Genomic DNA, 16538 nt, shown 5'->3' with positions numbered 1-16538 from the left:
ACGACTTGGCCTATCTCCGATACATTACACGGGTACGTCCGTAACGCATGGTACGACATCACACGACTAGACGCGGGAAATCGGGGGCTGTGAGGGGGTGGCTATCCCGTTTCCCATATAGGAACAGTGGGCAAGGGAACTGTGTGATCGCCGTTCGGCGTCTTTGACGGTCGATCGCGGGCCGATCGAAGCGCACCGTCCGAATCGGCAGCGAGGAACCGTACGAATAAGGCCCTCGAAGCACGAAGGGGAATTCGATGACGAACGCACGCGCGGTCCGCCCCGGTCGACGTCGCTCGCGCAACGGACTGGCAGCTCGCAGACGCTCCGGACCGACGTGTGAGACGAGACGGCATCGGACGACGGACCGATCGGGATCGAACGGCGCGGTAACGGGCGGCGAACCATGACCGACGGGGAGCGGACGGACGACCGCGACGGACGCGTCCTCTACAGCCCCCCGGAGTGGGCGCCGGTCCCCGGGGCGATGTATCCGCGGGTCGCCCGCCTCGAGCACGACGGGAGCAGCGATCCGGCGCTCCTCGCGACGTTCGAGTGTTACGAGACGGCCGGGAAAAACGGCACCGACGAGCCGTACTTCCCGATCTACCGGAGTACCGACGACGGCCGAACCTGGTCCCGATTCTCCGAGATCCGAGACACGCAACACGGGTGGGGGCTGCGATACCAGCCGATGCTCTTCGAGGCCCCCCAGCGGATCGGTCCCTGGGAGCCGGGGACGGTCTTCGCCGTCGGCAACTCGATTCCGAGCGACCGCTCTCAGACGAGCCTCGATCTCTACGCGAGCGAAGACGGCGGTCAGAACTGGTCGTACGTGAGCACCGTCGCCACGGGCGGGAAAGCCGTTCCGGCCCGCGGCGAGTCGCCGGTATGGGCCCCCGAGTTGACCGTCGACGCCGACGGGAACCTCGTCTGTTTCTTCTCCGATGCGCGCCACTCCGACGACGGCTACGAGCGCGTCATCGGCCACCGCGTCTCGACCGACGGTGGACGGACGTGGGAGTCCGAAACGTTCGACGTCGCGATCGCGGACGAGGAATCGATGCCGGGGATGCCGACGATCACGAAACTCCCGACGGGTCGGTACCTCCTCACCTACTTCATCGGCGGCCCCAAGTACGGGGGCAGCGTGTACGTCAAAACGTCGCCGAACGGGCGCGAGTGGGGCGCACCCGACGACCCGGGATTCCCCGTCCAGACAGGGGACGGGCGCCAGTTGATCGAGGGCCCCTACGCGACGTGGGTCCCCTACGGCGGCGACGACGGGACGATTCTGGCCGCCGGAAAGACGTTCCGGGATCAGAACCGCAACCGGGTCCCCGAGAGCGGGACGGTGCTGCTGGCCTCGAGCGACCTCACCGGACGGGGGCCGTGGGAACCGATCTCCGCGCCGCTGTGGTACGAGGACGAACTCGAAACTGGTCACCGCTCCGTCGGCTGGACGACCGCGTTGCTCCCGTCGGCGGACGGAACGTCGCTCCTGCAGCTGACGTCGACCTACGACGGCCACGGCAAAACCGAGATCAGGTACGCGCGGGCGTCGCTGCCGTCCCTGTTCGACTACGACTCGAGCGACCGGTCGGACGAGCAGTCGTCGGACGGACAGCTGAGCGACCGCTCGCCGTCCCAGGACGCGCAGCGCCGGCTCCATCGCTCGCGCGATTCGACGCGGTCGGCGGAGTCCCACCACGTCAAGTCCATCGTCAAAGCGTTCGACCTCCTCGAGACGCTCGAGCAGACGGGCGCGATGGGCGTCACCGAACTGTCGAGACAAACGGGGATCGCGAAGAGTTCCGTCTACAAGTACCTCGATACGCTCCGACACCTCGGCTACGTCACGAAATCCGACGGCAAGTACGCGGCGTCGCTTCGCCTCTTTGATTTCGGACAGCGCGTCGTCTCTCGCCACGAGGTCTACCGGATCGCACAGCCAGAACTGGACGCGCTCGCGGAGAAGATCGGCGAAACGGTCTCGCTGATCGTCGAGGAGGACGGCGACGCGGTGTATCTCTACTGCACCTCGCCCCGCGACGCACAGACGATCGAAGCGGGAAGTCGGATGCCGATCCACGCGTCGACGGGCGGGAAGGCGCTCCTCTCGTACCGATCGCGCGACTACGTGGACGACGTCCTCGAGGACACCGCGTTCGATATCGACCGACAGAATTTCTACGACGATCTGGAGAAAGCGCGCAACAACCGCGTCATCATCGACCGAGATACGAACAACCAGCTGGAGTACAACGCCGGCGTGCTCGAGAAACGGTGGCACTCCTTCGACCGGCAGGACGAGACCGAGCGGCTCTATCGGATCGCGGTGCCGATTCGGAACGCGGACGACCGCGGGATCGCCGCAGTGGAGGTCTTCGGGTCCGAGTCGCGGATGGATTCCCGCCGGCTGCAAGAGGAGATCGTTCCGCTACTGGTTTCGACCGGGAAATCGATCGAAACCGAACTCTTGAGCCACTAGGATACCGATTCGGCAGTAGGGCTCCAAGATTGTAACCGCGGCCGGACGAGCATAGATCTACGATTTTCGTGCCAGGAATTAAGTTCGTCGCCGAAGCGGCCGAAATTATAGGCAATAATTTAATAACATTATGAATAATTCATGTGTGGATGTCGTCAGATCCAACGAACGACGGTAGTGTAGACGACGGTCCGGGCAGCGCCGGCGTTTCGCGCCGAGAACTACTCGCGGCACAATCGATGCTTGTCGCGGGATCGACGGTCGGAGTCGGGTCCGGGATCGTCTCGGCGGACCCGGAGGAGACGATCGAGAACAGGGTGAGCGTCGACCCCGATTCCCAATCCGAGGAACCGGTCAACGACACGCTGTTCGGCCGGCTGAACGAACACTACGGGGACGCGACGATCTATCCGGGCGTGTACTCGCTGCACGTGATGAACCCGACGTTCTGGCGGGTCCCCGACTATTGGTTTAGCGACGAGATAGACGCGTTCTACGAGGTCGAGCGCCACGACACGCTGCCGTTCCCGTGGGAACCGGTCGGCGACTCGGGCGTTACCTTCGAGCACCGGGCCGACGGTGACCGCGTCGCCGGCGGCGACTCGCCGCACGGAACCGTCGGCTATCCGCGGATCGCGGTCGACGACGCGGCCGACAGCGGCGGGCTCAAACAGCGGATCGTCCTTCCGGACAACCGGACGCTCGGGTACGACCTCAGCTTCTCGGTTCGCGGCGACGTCGACGCGGTCACCGCATCGCTCACGACCCTCGAGGGCGACGTCCTCGCGTCGACCGAGGTGGACGTCTCCGCCGAGTGGACGCGTCACGAGCCGACGCTCGAACTCGACGAGAAGAGCGGCGACGAGTACGTCGGCGGCGCTGTCGCCGACGTCGAAACGCCGTACGGGCGGTACGCCCTCGAGTTCGTGACCGACGACGTCGGCCACTTCGATATCGACTTCGTCGAGCTCGCGGCCGACGACGCCGTCAACGGGAAGTTCAACCCGTACACGATCGAACTGCTGAAGGAGCAAAACGGCACGTGGCTGAAGTGGCCGGGCGGCAACGTCACCAGCCAGTACAACTGGCGCGACGGGATCGGCCCCCTCGAGGAGCGTACACCTCGGTTCAACCACGCGTGGCAGGGGATGCAGCCCAATTTCTTCGGGACGGCCGAGTACCTCGAACTCTGTGAGGTCGCCGACCTCACCCCCGAAATCACGATCGGCTGGTGGGACAATCCCGACGACTGGGCCGCGGAACGGCAGATCCTGCCCGAGGACGCCGCCGACTGGGTCGAGTACGTCAACGGCTCGACCGACACCGAGATGGGCGCGCTGCGGGCCGAACACGGCCACCCCGAGCCGTGGAACGTCGACCACTGGGGCGTCGGCAACGAGGTCTGGGGCAGCTGGCAGTTCGGCCACACGTCCGACGCCTCGGAGTACGCCACCGGCTCCGAGGAGCGGATCGGCTTCGACGAGTACGCCGCGGCGATGCGGGACGTCGACGACTCGATCACGATCCTCGCGAGCGGCTGGGATCCGGCCGAGGCCGAACACAACGACAATCCGTGGAACGAAACGCTGCTGGACGAGCTCTCCCCGGACCAGCTCGACGGGCTGAACATCCACCGCTACCAGTGGGGACTGGAGGACGCCGACGCCGTCGAGACGTGGAAAGACGAACACGACGCCGACGACTGGGACTACAACGAGGTGATCGTGATGGCCGCGACCCAGCTCGGCGAGCAGCTCGGCGAACTGGGCGATCTGGCCGAGGAACACGGCTACGAGGACTTCTACGTCAATTTGAGCGAAATCGGGATCTTCCCGACCGTCGCCGACGGGGCGCCGTATCCGGGCCCGGAGACGATGCCCGGCGCCTCCTATGTCGCGGGCGTTCTCAACGCGTGCATTCGCGAGAACGATACCGTCGAGTGGGCCGCCCAGACGTGGGTCCCGATCAAGTCGTGGGTGCCGGTGAAGACGACCGACTACCCGCCGGATCCGAATCCGCTTCGCCCCGACGGCTCCGTGACGGGGCTGTACTCGGCCGTGTTCGAGTACGACGCCGAGTGGCACGCGGTCGACGTCGCGACGGGCGGCGCCGGTCGCGACCTCCCCGACACCGGCGAACGAATCAATCCAGTGGAAGACGTCCCGTACGTCGACGCCGCCGCGATGCAGAACCGGCAGGGGAAGGAACTAGCCGTGTTCCTGACCAACCGTAACCTCCGCGCACGAAGCGAGGTGACGGTCGAACTGGGCGAGTGGTACGCCGACAAGTCGGTCGAGATCGTCCAGCTGCAGCCGGCCGCCGACGAACGGCCGCTCCCCCACGACGTCCCGACCTCGTGGGACGAACCGACGAACCACACCGTCGAGCACACGATCGAGGACGTCGACGGCGACGGGACGGTCACCCTCGAGCTCCAGCCGGCGTCGATCGTCCGGCTGTTCGTCGACAACGATCGGGGCCGCGCCGATATCATCGGCGACAACGGCGTTTGGCACGGCCTCGACGGTGAGGAAAACGTTCCGATCGAGAATAGCAGCACGCCCGGCAGGCGAAACGGTCACGATAACGAGCGCGGAAAGAACGACGACCCGCAGTCGGAGTAACTGAGTGCGACTGGACGCGCACTCCGCAGTCATCTTTCGACGGTCACCGACTGGCATCTCTGACCGATCTGAGCGGAACAAACGATTCGTATCTAAGATACGAGTATACTATCTATCTAGTAGTGTTGGAACACCAGCTACAGGAGAACAACGACTATACTTATATTCTAATACACCGTCCAGGAATAATGGCCTTGTCGGGAGAAATATGGCAGGAAAGGACATAGTTAGGTATAGTATAAGCTAATCCAAACGCTTATAGCTAGTTCGATAGCTTCGATCTGTATGTAGAAGTTCCGATAGACACCGGATATGGTAAAGTTGTAGAGTGATAGAATAGCCCGCTCGATCGCGAACGCCGCGGGCGGTTTCCGTTCAGAAACGATGCCGCTCATCAGACCCCGAAACGCGACAGTACGGTTCAAGAATAGCTACCTATTATAGAGATTGGAGCTATTGCGGCTATTGATAGGGCGACGACGGCTGTCGTCACTGCACGCCGATTGTCTCGAGATCGGTCGGAACGCGCGTGTGATACCGGATGCGCGGCCACGACGGGCCGTGTTACGAATTCACTTCGCACGGCATCGAACGAAAAAAGATACGCCGGTAGAGCGACGACCACGACTAATGAAAACTCACGAAAGGCGCGAGGTACGGAACGGTGACTAACGATGGGTGCTGACAACGTCGATATATTCAAACACATCGTCTTTCGTCTGCCGTCGCTTCGGGCGCAAATAGCCGCACTGGTAGTTTTAAGCCCGATATACGCCGCGTTCACGTACGCGGCGCTCAACGAATTCGCACCGGTCGAACTCCAGCCCTGGATCATTCCGGTGGGCGCGCTCGTGATCTTCCTCGGCCCGTTTGTCGTCGCCGCCGAACTGTTCTATCACGCGCTCCCCGACTACCCGCGCCACTGGAGCTATTTCCTCTCGCTCACGACGCAACTGTTCCTGTTTATCTACGCGCTCATCCTGTCCGGTGCGGACACGGGGACGAACGCGTGGCGGATCATCTGGCTCGCGTTGATTACCGTGAGTCTCACCAACGTGTTGGTCCTGACCGTCTCCGTCGGGCCCGAGCGACTGCGGCGGATCGTGCCGTTGTCGCTCGTGCAACCGCTCCTCCTGATCGGGGTGTTCCAGTTCTTCATCGGGCGGAACGTCGGCATCTCCGAGGCGTCGATCCTCGTCAACTTCGGCGTACTCCTGGTGGTCGTCGCGGTCCTCGTGGCCTTCCTGAAACTGTTCGACTACCTGATCGGCAGCAACGCGAACGTCTCCGCGTTCGAACTCACGTCGGGGCTGTTGAAAGGCGAACGGTCGGCGCTCGATCTCGGCTACCCGGCCAGACCGGACGTGCAAACGCTGACGATCGACAACGGCCGGTCGCTCACCCTCGCGGCGCCGTGGGTCCATCCGGGTCCGCTCGGCGGATTCGGGGGCGGCGAGCTCAGCAGCGAGGTCATCGACAGGCTAAACGACGCCGGCACCGGATTCTTCCTGCACGTCCCGTGTACCCACAAGGAGGATCTCGCGGATCCGGCGGACGTCAGCAAAATCGTCGACGCGGTCGGCGACCCCGAGACGGCTTCGGAAGCGTCGCGGCTCCACGCTGCGGAGTACGACGATCTCCAGTTCTACGGCCGGACTATCGACGGGAAGAAAATCGTCTTCTTCGAAGCCGACGGGATCGACGACTACCATCCGGGCGTCTTCATGCGGGACGTCTCGAAGGACGACGTCCTCCTGGTGGACATGCACAACCACCACATCCACGCGGAACTGGACAGGGAGATCCAGTACGGCACCGAAGACGCGGCACGCCTCAAGCGGTGTTTCGACGACTTCCTCGAGCGCCTCGAGGGCGCCGAAACCTACCCCTACAGGGCCGGGTTCGCCGTCGATTGCGATGAGCATCCGCTGATGGCGCTGGTCGAGGAGGTCGACGGCCAACGAACGCTCATCTTCGGCGTCGATACGAACGGCGTCACGGACGATCTGCGGGCGCAACGGGACCGATTCGAGCGCGAGTTCGACGAGGCGATCCTGTTTTCGACGGACACCCATGCGTCGGTTCACGATCTGGCGAACATGGACGGCTTCGACACGGAGACGGTAGCGAACACGGTCGAGCGGGCGGTTGACGGCGTCTCCGACGCACGGATCGGACTGACGAACGAGCAGACGGACCGACTGCGGTTGCTCAAACTCGACTACAGCGGCCTCGTCTTCAGCGTGAACATCCTCATCCGGCTCGCCATCATCTCGCTCGCGGCGTTCTACGCGTTCCTCGTCCTCTGGGTCTTCTAACCGCCCCTTCGATCGGTTTGTCGGTCGTTACAACGCGCGGACGCGGAACGATCAGCAGGAACGAGCGCCGACGCCCGGCGGAGCTAACAGCGGCGTTCGATACCCGTCGGTCGACCGGCGAGTACTCACGAGCCGCAGTCGTACCGAAAGCTTACTCCGGACCGGGTCGTTAGTACGCTTGCCGCGAATGTTTGAGACGCCGCTGATCACCGGTAGTGCGACCTTCGAAGCCCTCGTCGAATCGGCGACGGGGTGGCCGGGGATGGGTATCGTCTTCGCGTACTCGTTTCTGATCGCGTTCGCGCTTCCCGGACCGAGCGAGATCGTGCTGGTTGCTCCGCTCGATCTCGGACTGCCCTCGTGGGCGCACCTCCCGAGCATCATGCTAGTCAGTGCGACCGGGAAGGCCGCGGGAAGCGTCTTCGCGTTCTACATCGGCCGCGAGATCACGCACTCCGGTCCGATCGTTCGCCGGCTGCGACAGTCGAGATGGGACGTCCTCGAGTGGTCGGAGACGCGAGCCGTCCGGCTCGCACAGCAGTACGGCTACGCCGGACTCGCGATGGCGCTGTCCGTCCCGTTCTTTCCCGATACGATCTCCATCTACGCGTTCGCCGTTCTCGAGCAGAACTATACGAGATTCGCGGTCGCGACGTTCCTCGGAAGCCTCGGGCGACTCCTCGTCACGGTCGGCTTCTTCGGCGGCGTTACCGCGGTCGTCTGACGCATCGGCCTCGACGACCATCGAACGCGCTCCGACGACCGCGAAGAACGCGGCGGTAGTTCGAGTCGCGAACGACGGAACCCGATCTCGAGCGGGACCGCCGAACCGGCCCGAACGACGTTCGGAACAACGGTTTACGTCCGATCGTCGTAACACGGGGTATGGACGGGCTCGAACCGCACGACGTTCCCGACGACGTCGATCCGGACGGATGGGCGCTTCGCGTCAGCGGAACGGTCGATCGGCCGCTCAGACTCGGTCCGGACGACCTCGCGTCGTACCCGCTCGAGGCGGCGGCAGACGACTTCAGGTGCGTCGAAGGCTGGGTCGCAAAGGGGCTCTCGTGGCGCGGCGTGCGCGTCGAGACGCTGCTCGAGCGCGCCGAGCCGACAGCAGCGAGCGGACATGCCCTCGTCCGCGCGATGGACGGCGAGTACGCCTGTTCGTTTCCGCTGGATCGGCTCTGCGAGTCGATCCTCGCGCTCGAACTCGACGGCGAGCCGCTTCCGGTCGAGCACGGCGGTCCGGCCCGGTTGGTTCCGCTCGATACCGACCGCGACTGCTGGGAGAGCATCAAGTGGGTATCCGAGATTCGGGTCGGCGAAGCGCCGTTTACGGGGGCCGACACCGCGAAGGAACTGGCGTTGTCCCGGATCGAAGACTGAAACGAGTCGGATGCGAAAGGAGCGGCGATGCCGAGTCGCACTCGACGGGACGCCGATCTGGACGCGGAACCGCGGGGAACTCCGACTGACGGTTTGAGACCCGTTCGATGAGTGCGAGCCTTACGCCTCGTGAGCGGACGCGTCGTCTCCGGTCTCCTCCTCGACGCGACTCGCGTGGTTCTCGAGCTCGGCTGCGAGCGTTCGGGCCTGGTCGGGCGTCAACTGGAGCTCCTCCATGTGCGCGGGAAGGTGGGTTTCGGTCATGTTGTCGAGTTCGAACTGCAGCCGGACGCAGTCGGGTGCGTCCTTGTCCGTCGTCGCGTTCACGACGGCGAGCGATTCCGCTTCGAACTCGTGTCCCGCCACGACCGCGTCGACGAGGTCGAGCGTCGTGTACGCGTTCACTTTCATCAGGCGGTCGGTCATCGTATCGATCTAGAATCGACGAAGGTACTTAGGTATCCGCGGTCGCGGGCGGAACGCGGACGAAGCGACCCGATCGAACCGTCAGTCGTCCGACGTGATCGGCGTGCCGTCGGCCCGCGCGGGTGCCGGGCTCGCGTCGAGGTCGTCGTCTTCGGCGTACGGGTACCAGGTTCGCTTCGTGTTGTGCATGTACGGATCCTCGTAGTCCGTCTCCTCGGGTTCGATCAGTTCGGCGAGTTCGTCGTCATCGCGGGCGAGAACGAACTCCCGGAAGCTCTCGGTCTCCTCTCGAGCGGCGGCGAAGTTCTCGATCAGGTTCGCGATCGCGCCCGGAACCTCGTCGGCGGGGACGCGTTCGGCGACCCAGGAAGCGAACTGCGGGTTCTCCCCGAGTCCGCCGCCGAGTCCGATGTCGAGCGCTTCGACCGGTTCGCCGTTCTTGCGGGTCTTCATGCCGCGCAGGGAGACGTCGGCGATCTGGGGCTGCGCGCAGGACGCCGTACAGCCCGAAAGGTGGATGTGGAAGTCGTCGACGCCGTCCGGCAGGTCGACATTCTCCTTCAGCCAGCGCGCGAACCGCACCTGACGGTTCTTCGTCTCGACGATCGACAGCGAGCAGAACTCGGTGCCGGTGCAGGCGATCGACCCGCGCTGGAAGGGGTGGGGGTCGGGGCTGTACTCCTCGAGGACCGGTTCGTCGAGGAGTTCGTCCAGTTGTTCCTCCGGGACGTCCGTCAGGATGACGTTCTGACGTTGGGTGAGCCGGACCTCGCCCGAGCCGTACGTCTCGGCCGCGTCGGCGAGTTCGTAGGCGTCGTCGACGCCGATCCGTCCGACGAGGACGTTCAGTCCGACGTAGTAGTTCCCGTCGACCTGTTCGTGAACGCCGACGTGATCGTGCTTGCCGTCGGCGTCGCCCGCGTTGTACGAGTAGGAGTCGCGGAGGTCCTCGCCCGCCGTCTCGAGTTCGAAGTCGACGTACTCCTCCTGGAGCATCTCGCGGATCGTGTCGGGCCCCAGTTCGTCGACGAGGAACTTCATGCGCGCGTTGTAGCGGTCCTCGCGGTCGCCGTGGTCGCGGAACAGCGCCGAGATGCCGCCGGCGACGTCGACGGCCTGCTCGGGCGTGACGAAGACGTCGATATCGCGCGCGAATCGGGGCTCGTTGCGCGAGAGGCCGCCGCCGACGCGGACGTTGTATCCCGTCACCGTCTCGCCGTCGATCTCCTTTTCGGCGGGTTCGAACGAGAGGTCGTTGATGTCCCCCTGTCCGCAGCCTTCGTCACACCCCGTCACCGAAACCTTCCACTTGCGCGGGAGGTTCGAGTGCGCCTCGTTCTGCTTGAACGTGTCGTTGAGTTCGTTCGCGAGTGCGCCGGCGTCGACGTGTTCGTGTTTGTCCTTGCCGGCGACCGGACAGCCGACGATGTTGCGCCACGAGTCGCCGCAGGCCTGGACCGTCGACAACCCAACGTCCTCGAGACGGTCGAAGATCTCGGGAACGTCCTCGAGGCGGATCCAGTGCAGTTGAATTGCCTGCCGCGTCGTTACGTCGAGCCAGCCGTTACCGAATTCCGGATTTGCGACGGGACCGCGGGAAAACTCGTCCGCGATCTCGACGATCCGACGGAACTGGCCCGGCTCGAGGACGCCGCTCGGCGGTCCGATCCGCATCATGAAGTACGACTCCTGACCGGCCCGCTGGTGGTACAGGCCGTACCACTTGAACCGTTCGAACCACGCGTCCTGTTCGTCGTCGGGAATCGCCTCCCACCCTTCGTCGGCGAAGCGCTCTATTTCCGCGCGAATATCAGTCCCGTAGAGTTCGTCCTTCCACTGCTCGACGTCGGTTGGCATTGAGTCCCCATTACGGCGGACGTTTATAAGGCTCTCCTTCCCGCGTCAGTTCTTCCCCCATCTCGGGGCTACCGGCCATTGTTACCTGTATTTATTGTATCTGTACCATCAATATCGAGATCACGAATCCGGCTCGAGAATCGACTGGACGCCCTCGGGATCGTACGGGCGAAATTCGCCGTCGACGATTCTACCGACCGGTAATCCGTCGATCAAATCGCGCGTTCCGCACTCGAGACACTGGCCGACCGCATCCGCGGTGACGATCGGACCGTCGGCGTTCGCGTCGACGAACGTCTCGAGGAGGACCGGTGCGGGTTCACACTCGCAAAACGCGCCGCGAGAGAGCATCCAGACGTCGCTTACGCTTACCTGTCGGGAGTCGTTGACGCTGATCCACGCGCCATCGTCGAGCGTTCGAATGGCAACCGTCATACGCCCACTTCGACGCCCGGTGACCTTCGTTCGTCGACCGACACAATGCTTACCGGTGTGGTAACCCCGTTGCAGTTCTGGCCGCAACGTGCTCCCTCCCCCCGTAACTATTGGGCCCTGTAGCGTGGGGACCCGCCGACGTTCACGAGGGGACCGTTCTCGTACGGTCCACTAAAACGCTTCATGCGGACGGCGAAAGCGTGGTTTCCACTATCACTAAAACATCCATCATTACAAACCAGGTATTGTAGTGGTAGGAAATTACAATACTACTGGATTTGCGGCCGATTCTTGACGTCGCAGTCTTCGACGGCGGAAAACCAGCCCAACCGTCGTTTTTCTGCATAAATTGGCCGAGGGACGCGATCTCCTCGATGCTACGTTTTTCGTCGATCGCAACGGTTAGCTGACTGTCCGTTCTCGATCAGGGTTGAGCAGTTAGCCCGCCTCTGTCGATTGAAACCGATCAATACGGAGTTTGTGAACTCGAGATGCGCGGTTCTCAATTCATAGTAGATAGTCGACAGTCGACCAGACGATAATGTATATAATATACATTACTATAACCCCACAACGACAAAATAATCACGAAGCAGATACACACCAGTGGAGGTGCGAAACTAGACGGCGGCCTCACAGACGGAACTTTCGCGCGGTTTCAGCGAGCCCCTTGGAGGGTTTAAATAGTGGCCCGCGACGCGCTCTCGCTCGGCTTGGCCCCGTCCTCCGGATCGAATTCCCCGCCAGCGCCGTCCGCACCGTCAGTGCCGTCGCCCCGACGGCGGTTCCACCGATGGGCGAGTCCGCAGCGGGGACACAGTTATCTCGTTCGAACGCAGGCTCCGCGGTCGATCCAGCAGCTCCGCGATCAACACACCGAGTCACGTCACGGAGAATGCCCGAACAGTAGCACCGTCTCGGCCACCGGCGAAGAACGAAGAGCGTGGGCGTCGACGGTTGGAGCATGTACGATCGAATCGTAATCGCGGTCGACGGAAGTGAGGAGGCCAACCGAGCGGCGAAACGCGGCCTCGAGGTCGCTCGCGTCTTCGACGCGGCCGTCGACGTCGTTCACGTCGTCGAGCGAAAGCGGCTCCGACTCGCGAGGTCCGCCGACGAAACGACACGGCTTCGGGAACGCGGTGAAAGCGTTCTCAAACGAACAGCGGCCCTCGCGTCCGATAGCAACCGGTCCGTAACGACGGAGCTGATGGAGGGAACGCCGTCGGTCCGGATCGCCGAGTACGCAGCCGACCGAGACGCAGGACTGATCGTCGTCGGAAGGCAGGGGCTAACGGGGTTCGGAAAACGACTCCTCGGCGGCGTCACGGAACGACTTCTCCGCCGAAGCGACGTCCCCGTCTTCGTCGTTCCGAAAGACGCCCCGGACGCGACGGCCGACTACTCCGACCTGCTCGTTCCGACGGACGGGAGCGAACTCGCCGCCGACGCCGCCCGCCACGGCGCCGCGATCGCACGCGGATACGATTCGACGGTTCACCTGCTCAACGTCGTCGATCTGCAGGCCGCGGGCGGCGCGTTCAATGCGGGCGGCCTCGAGCGCGAATTCGTCGACCGACTCGAAGCGAGCGGCGACCGGATCGTCGAGGGCCTAGCGACGGAGATCGAAGACGACGTTCCTGCCGTCACGACCGCCGTCGTTCGGACGTCGTCGTTCGACGGTGTCGCCGCCGGCATCCGCGACTACGTCGACGACGCCGATATCGACCTCGTCGTCATGGGAGCACGCGGTCGGTCGAATCTGGGTCGCCAGGTCCTCGGCAGCGTCACCACGTCCCTCCTCCGAACGGTCGACGTACCCGTCCTGATCGTGACGCGCTCGTCGTGATAGAACGCTGTCCGAACTCGGAAGTGCGCGAATCGCCACGTCACCGCCGTCGGAGCAGTGTCGGCGTGACCGAGACCCGATTCCCCGCTTTCGCCCGAACGATCGAGGGAAGCCGTCACCACGGTCGGAAACGGTCAGCGCGCGTCCGCCGCGGGATCGTCGAGGACGCAATCGCCGAACGCGAGGACGAGCGCCGCCCCGACGAGATCAAAAACGACGTCGAGAGCGGTATCTTTCTTTCCGTACGAGACGAGTACCGGGTCGATTCCGAGGCGATCCCCCGCGGCGTGAACGGCGTACTCGACGAGCTCCCAGAGGAGGCCGAGACAGACGACGGCGGCGACGACGCGCGGCCCGGGATCGCGACCGCGACGCCGGCTGATCGCGAAGACGGCCCCGCCGAGGATCGACGACGAGTGCGCGTGCGTGAGGTGATCCCACCACCAGACGTCGTCGTACGGGCCGAGCATGCCGACGGCGTGGGTGATCATCGCACTCTGCACGTACGCGCGCTGCCAGGGCCGAAGCTCGACGCCGTACGCCCGTTCGACGAGGTCCGGGAGGTACGTCCCCATCGCCGCGACGATGGCATTGACGACTGCGCCCGGATCGCGTCGACGGATCCCCTCCACGAACACCGCGAGCAACGCGTATCGGATTCCGCGTTCCGCCGCGCGTACGATCGCTGTTTTCATCGTCTACTTCGTAGTGGTTAGGCGGACGACATAGTGATATCGGACTGCGGCTCGATCTGTTGAGACCGGTTTCATCTGCCGGTCGTTCTCGCTCGTGACGGTCGCGTCCACCCCCGACTCACCTAGCAGCCGACTCGAGCGCGAGCTGAACGTCGGCGGGGCGGTCGTCTTCGACGTCGGCGGCGGTTCCCCGCGAGGCCCGGTGGTTATAGGTCACGTCGACGAACGTCGCGGTATGTACGATCACATTCTCGTCCCGACCGACGGACGCGAGAGCACGAACCGAGCGATCGACGAAGCGATCGCCCTCGCCGACGAGCACGACGCGACGCTCCACACGCTGTACGTGATCAATTCGTCCGCGATCGCCCCTGGAATCGAGTTCAGCGACCTCGAGGAGATCGGTCGGAAGGCGGTCGAGCACGTCCGCGATCGCGCGACGAGTGCCGGAGTCGAGCGCGTCGACGGGACCGTTACGCACGGCCTCCGGCACCGCGCGATTCTGACGTACGCCCAGGAGAACGACATCGATCTCATCGTCATCGGTCGACATCGCGAACTCGACCACCTCGTTCGCGGGAGCGTGTCGAAGCGCGTCTCCGAGGCGGCGTCGGTCCCGGTGTTGGTCGTCGAGTGAGCGACTGCGTTCGATAGCGACAGTGGCACGAGCCCGGCGGTGGGAACGTCGCGGCGACCCGACGACCGACACAGGCACTTACTCCGACCCGTCCCGACTCGAACGCTGGGCGAACGTCGGGGGAGCGATCGCGTGTCGAATCCCCGTCCACTCGTCGACCGCCAGTTCGTAGACGCGAGTTTGCTCCGTCTCGCTCGCCGTCTCGAGGAGTTCCGGCCGCCAGATCGGTGTCTCTGCGTCTGAGAGCGCCGACTGCTCGTCCGTCGAAAGCCGGCGTAACGAACCCGTCGCGAGGACGCTTCGCCAGTGAAACATCGTCTCGGCGCTGTACACGAGGAAACTGGCGGTATCGGCCCGGTCGGAGAGGGTCGCTTTGCGACTCTCAGCCCCGACGACGTAGACGAAGTACAGCGTCGACCCCCCGTCGTAGCCGTACGACATCGGGAGCAAGTAGGGCGTCTCCCCAGTTGGTAAGCCGAGAATCCCGAGGCTCTGGGTCTTGAGAAACCGCTCGATTTCCTCGTCCGTCATCCGTTCCATGCCGTAGTCGGCGAGTTCGTCGATCGTCATCCCTGACATGTGGTACACGGACAATACACATAGAATCCCGGGTCGGTCTATCGCATCGCTCGCTCGAGCGCGGTAGTCGCCGCCCGTCGGCGCGAGTACTGCCGTCGGTCGGGCTGAGTACCCGGTCGGAGAGACACGTACAGTCCGCCAAGGCCGACAAGAACTCGCGCCAGAACGCGACGGGTTCGAACTGTCGTTCGACCGCACCGGCGTTTGATGAGTGCCGGCGGCGAAGACCGCGGTATGTTCGATACCATTCTCGTTCCGGTCGACGGAAGCGAGTGCGCGGACGTCGCCGTCGATTATGCCGCGGACCTCGCGAGACGGTACGACGCGACCGTGTACGTCGCAACCGTGATCGACGTCCGCTTCGTCTCGGCCGCGCCGCAGTACGACAACCTGCGATCGGAGGCGAACGCCCTCGTCGACTCGGTGGCGAATCGGCTCGAGGCGAGCGGGGTAGCGACCACCAGCGTCGTTCGAACGTCGAAACCGTATCAGGGGGTGTTGATGGTCGCTGAGGAGTACGGCGCCGATCTGATCGTCATGGGAACGCACGGGCGGACCGGCGTCGATCGCTATCTCCTCGGGAGCGTCACTGAGCGCGTCCTCAGGCGATCGGACGTCCCCGTCCTTACCGTTCGGAACCACGAGGAGGGCGGCGTTTCGTGTCCCTACGACGACGTCCTCGTTCCGACGGACGGGAGCGAGGGGGCGGCGGCGGCGTACGAGCCGGCGATCGACCTCGCATCGACGTACGACGCCACGCTGCACTCGCTGTCGGTCATCGAGACGAACGCGCTCGGCCTCGAGACGGCCCCGAAAGGGAGCGACGAGGGACCGGACGAAGCGGCTCGGACGGCCCTCGAGACCGTCGAAACGAACGCCTCGGAGGCGTCAGTCACCGATGTCGTCACGGAGATCACGTTCGGGAGTCCCTACGAGGAAATCCTCGCCTACGTCCGGGAGCACGACGTCGATCTCGTGGTCATGGGAACGCACGGCCGAAGCGGCATCCCTCGCTACCTGCTCGGGAGCGTCGCCGAAAAGCTCGTTCGGACGGCCCCCGTACCCCTGATGACGGTTCGAACGCCGTCATAACCCCCGGATTTGGGAGGCGAACAGTGAGGCTCGTCGGACGAGCGGTTTTGATCCGCGGGCGCCTCTTGGGGAATCGTGATAACCGTGTTGGACTGTATTCGCGCCCGTGACGACAGCATCATAGAGTTCGCCGCGGAACGACCGAA

14 protein-coding genes are annotated in these 16538 nt (G+C 64.0%); 8 read left to right on the top strand and 6 right to left on the bottom strand.

Features of this window, described 5'->3' with window-relative positions; translation table 11 throughout:
- The first annotated feature begins 406 nt into the window (after positions 1–406).
- The 5 genes from ACYQ26_RS06620 (at position 407) to ACYQ26_RS06600 (ending at position 8822) form a co-directional block, all read left to right on the top strand.
- The gene (locus ACYQ26_RS06620; protein WP_459808077.1) at positions 407–2491 is read left to right on the top strand and encodes an IclR family transcriptional regulator domain-containing protein; all 2085 of its coding nucleotides are present in this window, start codon (positions 407–409) and stop codon (positions 2489–2491) included.
- A gap of 239 nt (positions 2492–2730) precedes the next feature.
- Entirely contained in the window at positions 2731–5115 is a 2385-nt protein-coding gene (locus tag ACYQ26_RS06615; RefSeq protein WP_459808076.1) for an alpha-L-arabinofuranosidase, read from the top strand.
- Between the two features lie 674 nt (positions 5116–5789).
- On the top strand, positions 5790–7433 hold the full coding sequence (locus ACYQ26_RS06610) for a DUF2070 family protein (protein WP_459808075.1): 1644 nt from the start codon (positions 5790–5792) through the stop codon (positions 7431–7433).
- Positions 7434–7620: 187 nt separating this feature from the next.
- Positions 7621–8157, top strand: coding sequence for a YqaA family protein (locus ACYQ26_RS06605; protein ID WP_459808290.1), 537 nt, complete (start codon positions 7621–7623; stop codon positions 8155–8157).
- Between the two features lie 161 nt (positions 8158–8318).
- Positions 8319–8822 carry a molybdopterin-dependent oxidoreductase gene (locus ACYQ26_RS06600; protein ID WP_459808074.1) on the top strand — a complete coding sequence of 168 codons (504 nt, stop codon included), beginning with the start codon at positions 8319–8321 and terminating at the stop codon, positions 8820–8822.
- Positions 8823–8942: 120 nt separating this feature from the next.
- Here the strand turns inward: ACYQ26_RS06600 and ACYQ26_RS06595 are convergent, their stop codons facing one another.
- The 3 genes from ACYQ26_RS06595 to ACYQ26_RS06585 form a co-directional block, all read right to left on the bottom strand.
- Positions 8943–9248, bottom strand: coding sequence for a DUF6360 family protein (locus tag ACYQ26_RS06595; RefSeq protein ID WP_459808073.1), 306 nt, complete (start codon positions 9246–9248; stop codon positions 8943–8945).
- An 81-nt stretch (positions 9249–9329) separates the two neighbouring features.
- A complete protein-coding gene (locus ACYQ26_RS06590) occupies positions 9330–11105 on the bottom strand; it encodes a nitrite/sulfite reductase (RefSeq protein ID WP_459808072.1) in 1776 nt (591 codons plus the stop codon).
- Positions 11106–11225: 120 nt separating this feature from the next.
- Entirely contained in the window at positions 11226–11540 is a 315-nt protein-coding gene (locus ACYQ26_RS06585) for a DUF8134 family protein (RefSeq protein WP_459808071.1), read from the bottom strand.
- A 964-nt stretch (positions 11541–12504) separates the two neighbouring features.
- Here ACYQ26_RS06585 and ACYQ26_RS06580 point away from each other — a divergent pair.
- On the top strand, positions 12505–13389 hold the full coding sequence (locus tag ACYQ26_RS06580) for a universal stress protein (RefSeq protein ID WP_459808070.1): 885 nt from the start codon (positions 12505–12507) through the stop codon (positions 13387–13389).
- 134 nt (positions 13390–13523) lie between these two features.
- Here the strand turns inward: ACYQ26_RS06580 and ACYQ26_RS06575 are convergent, their stop codons facing one another.
- Positions 13524–14084: a DUF2238 domain-containing protein gene (locus ACYQ26_RS06575; RefSeq protein WP_459808069.1), complete on the bottom strand. Its 561-nt coding sequence runs from the start codon at positions 14082–14084 to the stop codon at positions 13524–13526.
- A 118-nt stretch (positions 14085–14202) separates the two neighbouring features.
- Positions 14203–14331 carry a hypothetical protein gene (locus tag ACYQ26_RS06570; protein WP_459808068.1) on the bottom strand — a complete coding sequence of 43 codons (129 nt, stop codon included), beginning with the start codon at positions 14329–14331 and terminating at the stop codon, positions 14203–14205.
- On the opposite strand from ACYQ26_RS06570, the gene ACYQ26_RS06565 reads away from it, so the two are divergent.
- Complete coding sequence (locus ACYQ26_RS06565) at positions 14320–14721, top strand: universal stress protein (RefSeq protein ID WP_459808067.1); 402 nt, start codon at positions 14320–14322, stop codon at positions 14719–14721. The two genes, ACYQ26_RS06570 and ACYQ26_RS06565, sit on opposite strands and share 12 nt — an antisense overlap.
- Before the next feature lie 78 nt (positions 14722–14799).
- Here the strand turns inward: ACYQ26_RS06565 and ACYQ26_RS06560 are convergent, their stop codons facing one another.
- Entirely contained in the window at positions 14800–15300 is a 501-nt protein-coding gene (locus tag ACYQ26_RS06560) for a pyridoxamine 5'-phosphate oxidase family protein (RefSeq protein WP_459808066.1), read from the bottom strand.
- 234 nt (positions 15301–15534) lie between these two features.
- Between ACYQ26_RS06560 and ACYQ26_RS06555 the strand changes: the two genes are divergently transcribed.
- Positions 15535–16392 carry a universal stress protein gene (locus ACYQ26_RS06555; RefSeq protein WP_459808064.1) on the top strand — a complete coding sequence of 286 codons (858 nt, stop codon included), beginning with the start codon at positions 15535–15537 and terminating at the stop codon, positions 16390–16392.
- Positions 16393–16538: the final 146 nt, after the last annotated feature.

It is taken from the genome of Halopiger thermotolerans (genome assembly GCF_054654555.1).
Note: the sequence above shows the minus strand (reverse complement) of the source record. Positions and strands in the feature narration are given on the sequence as shown.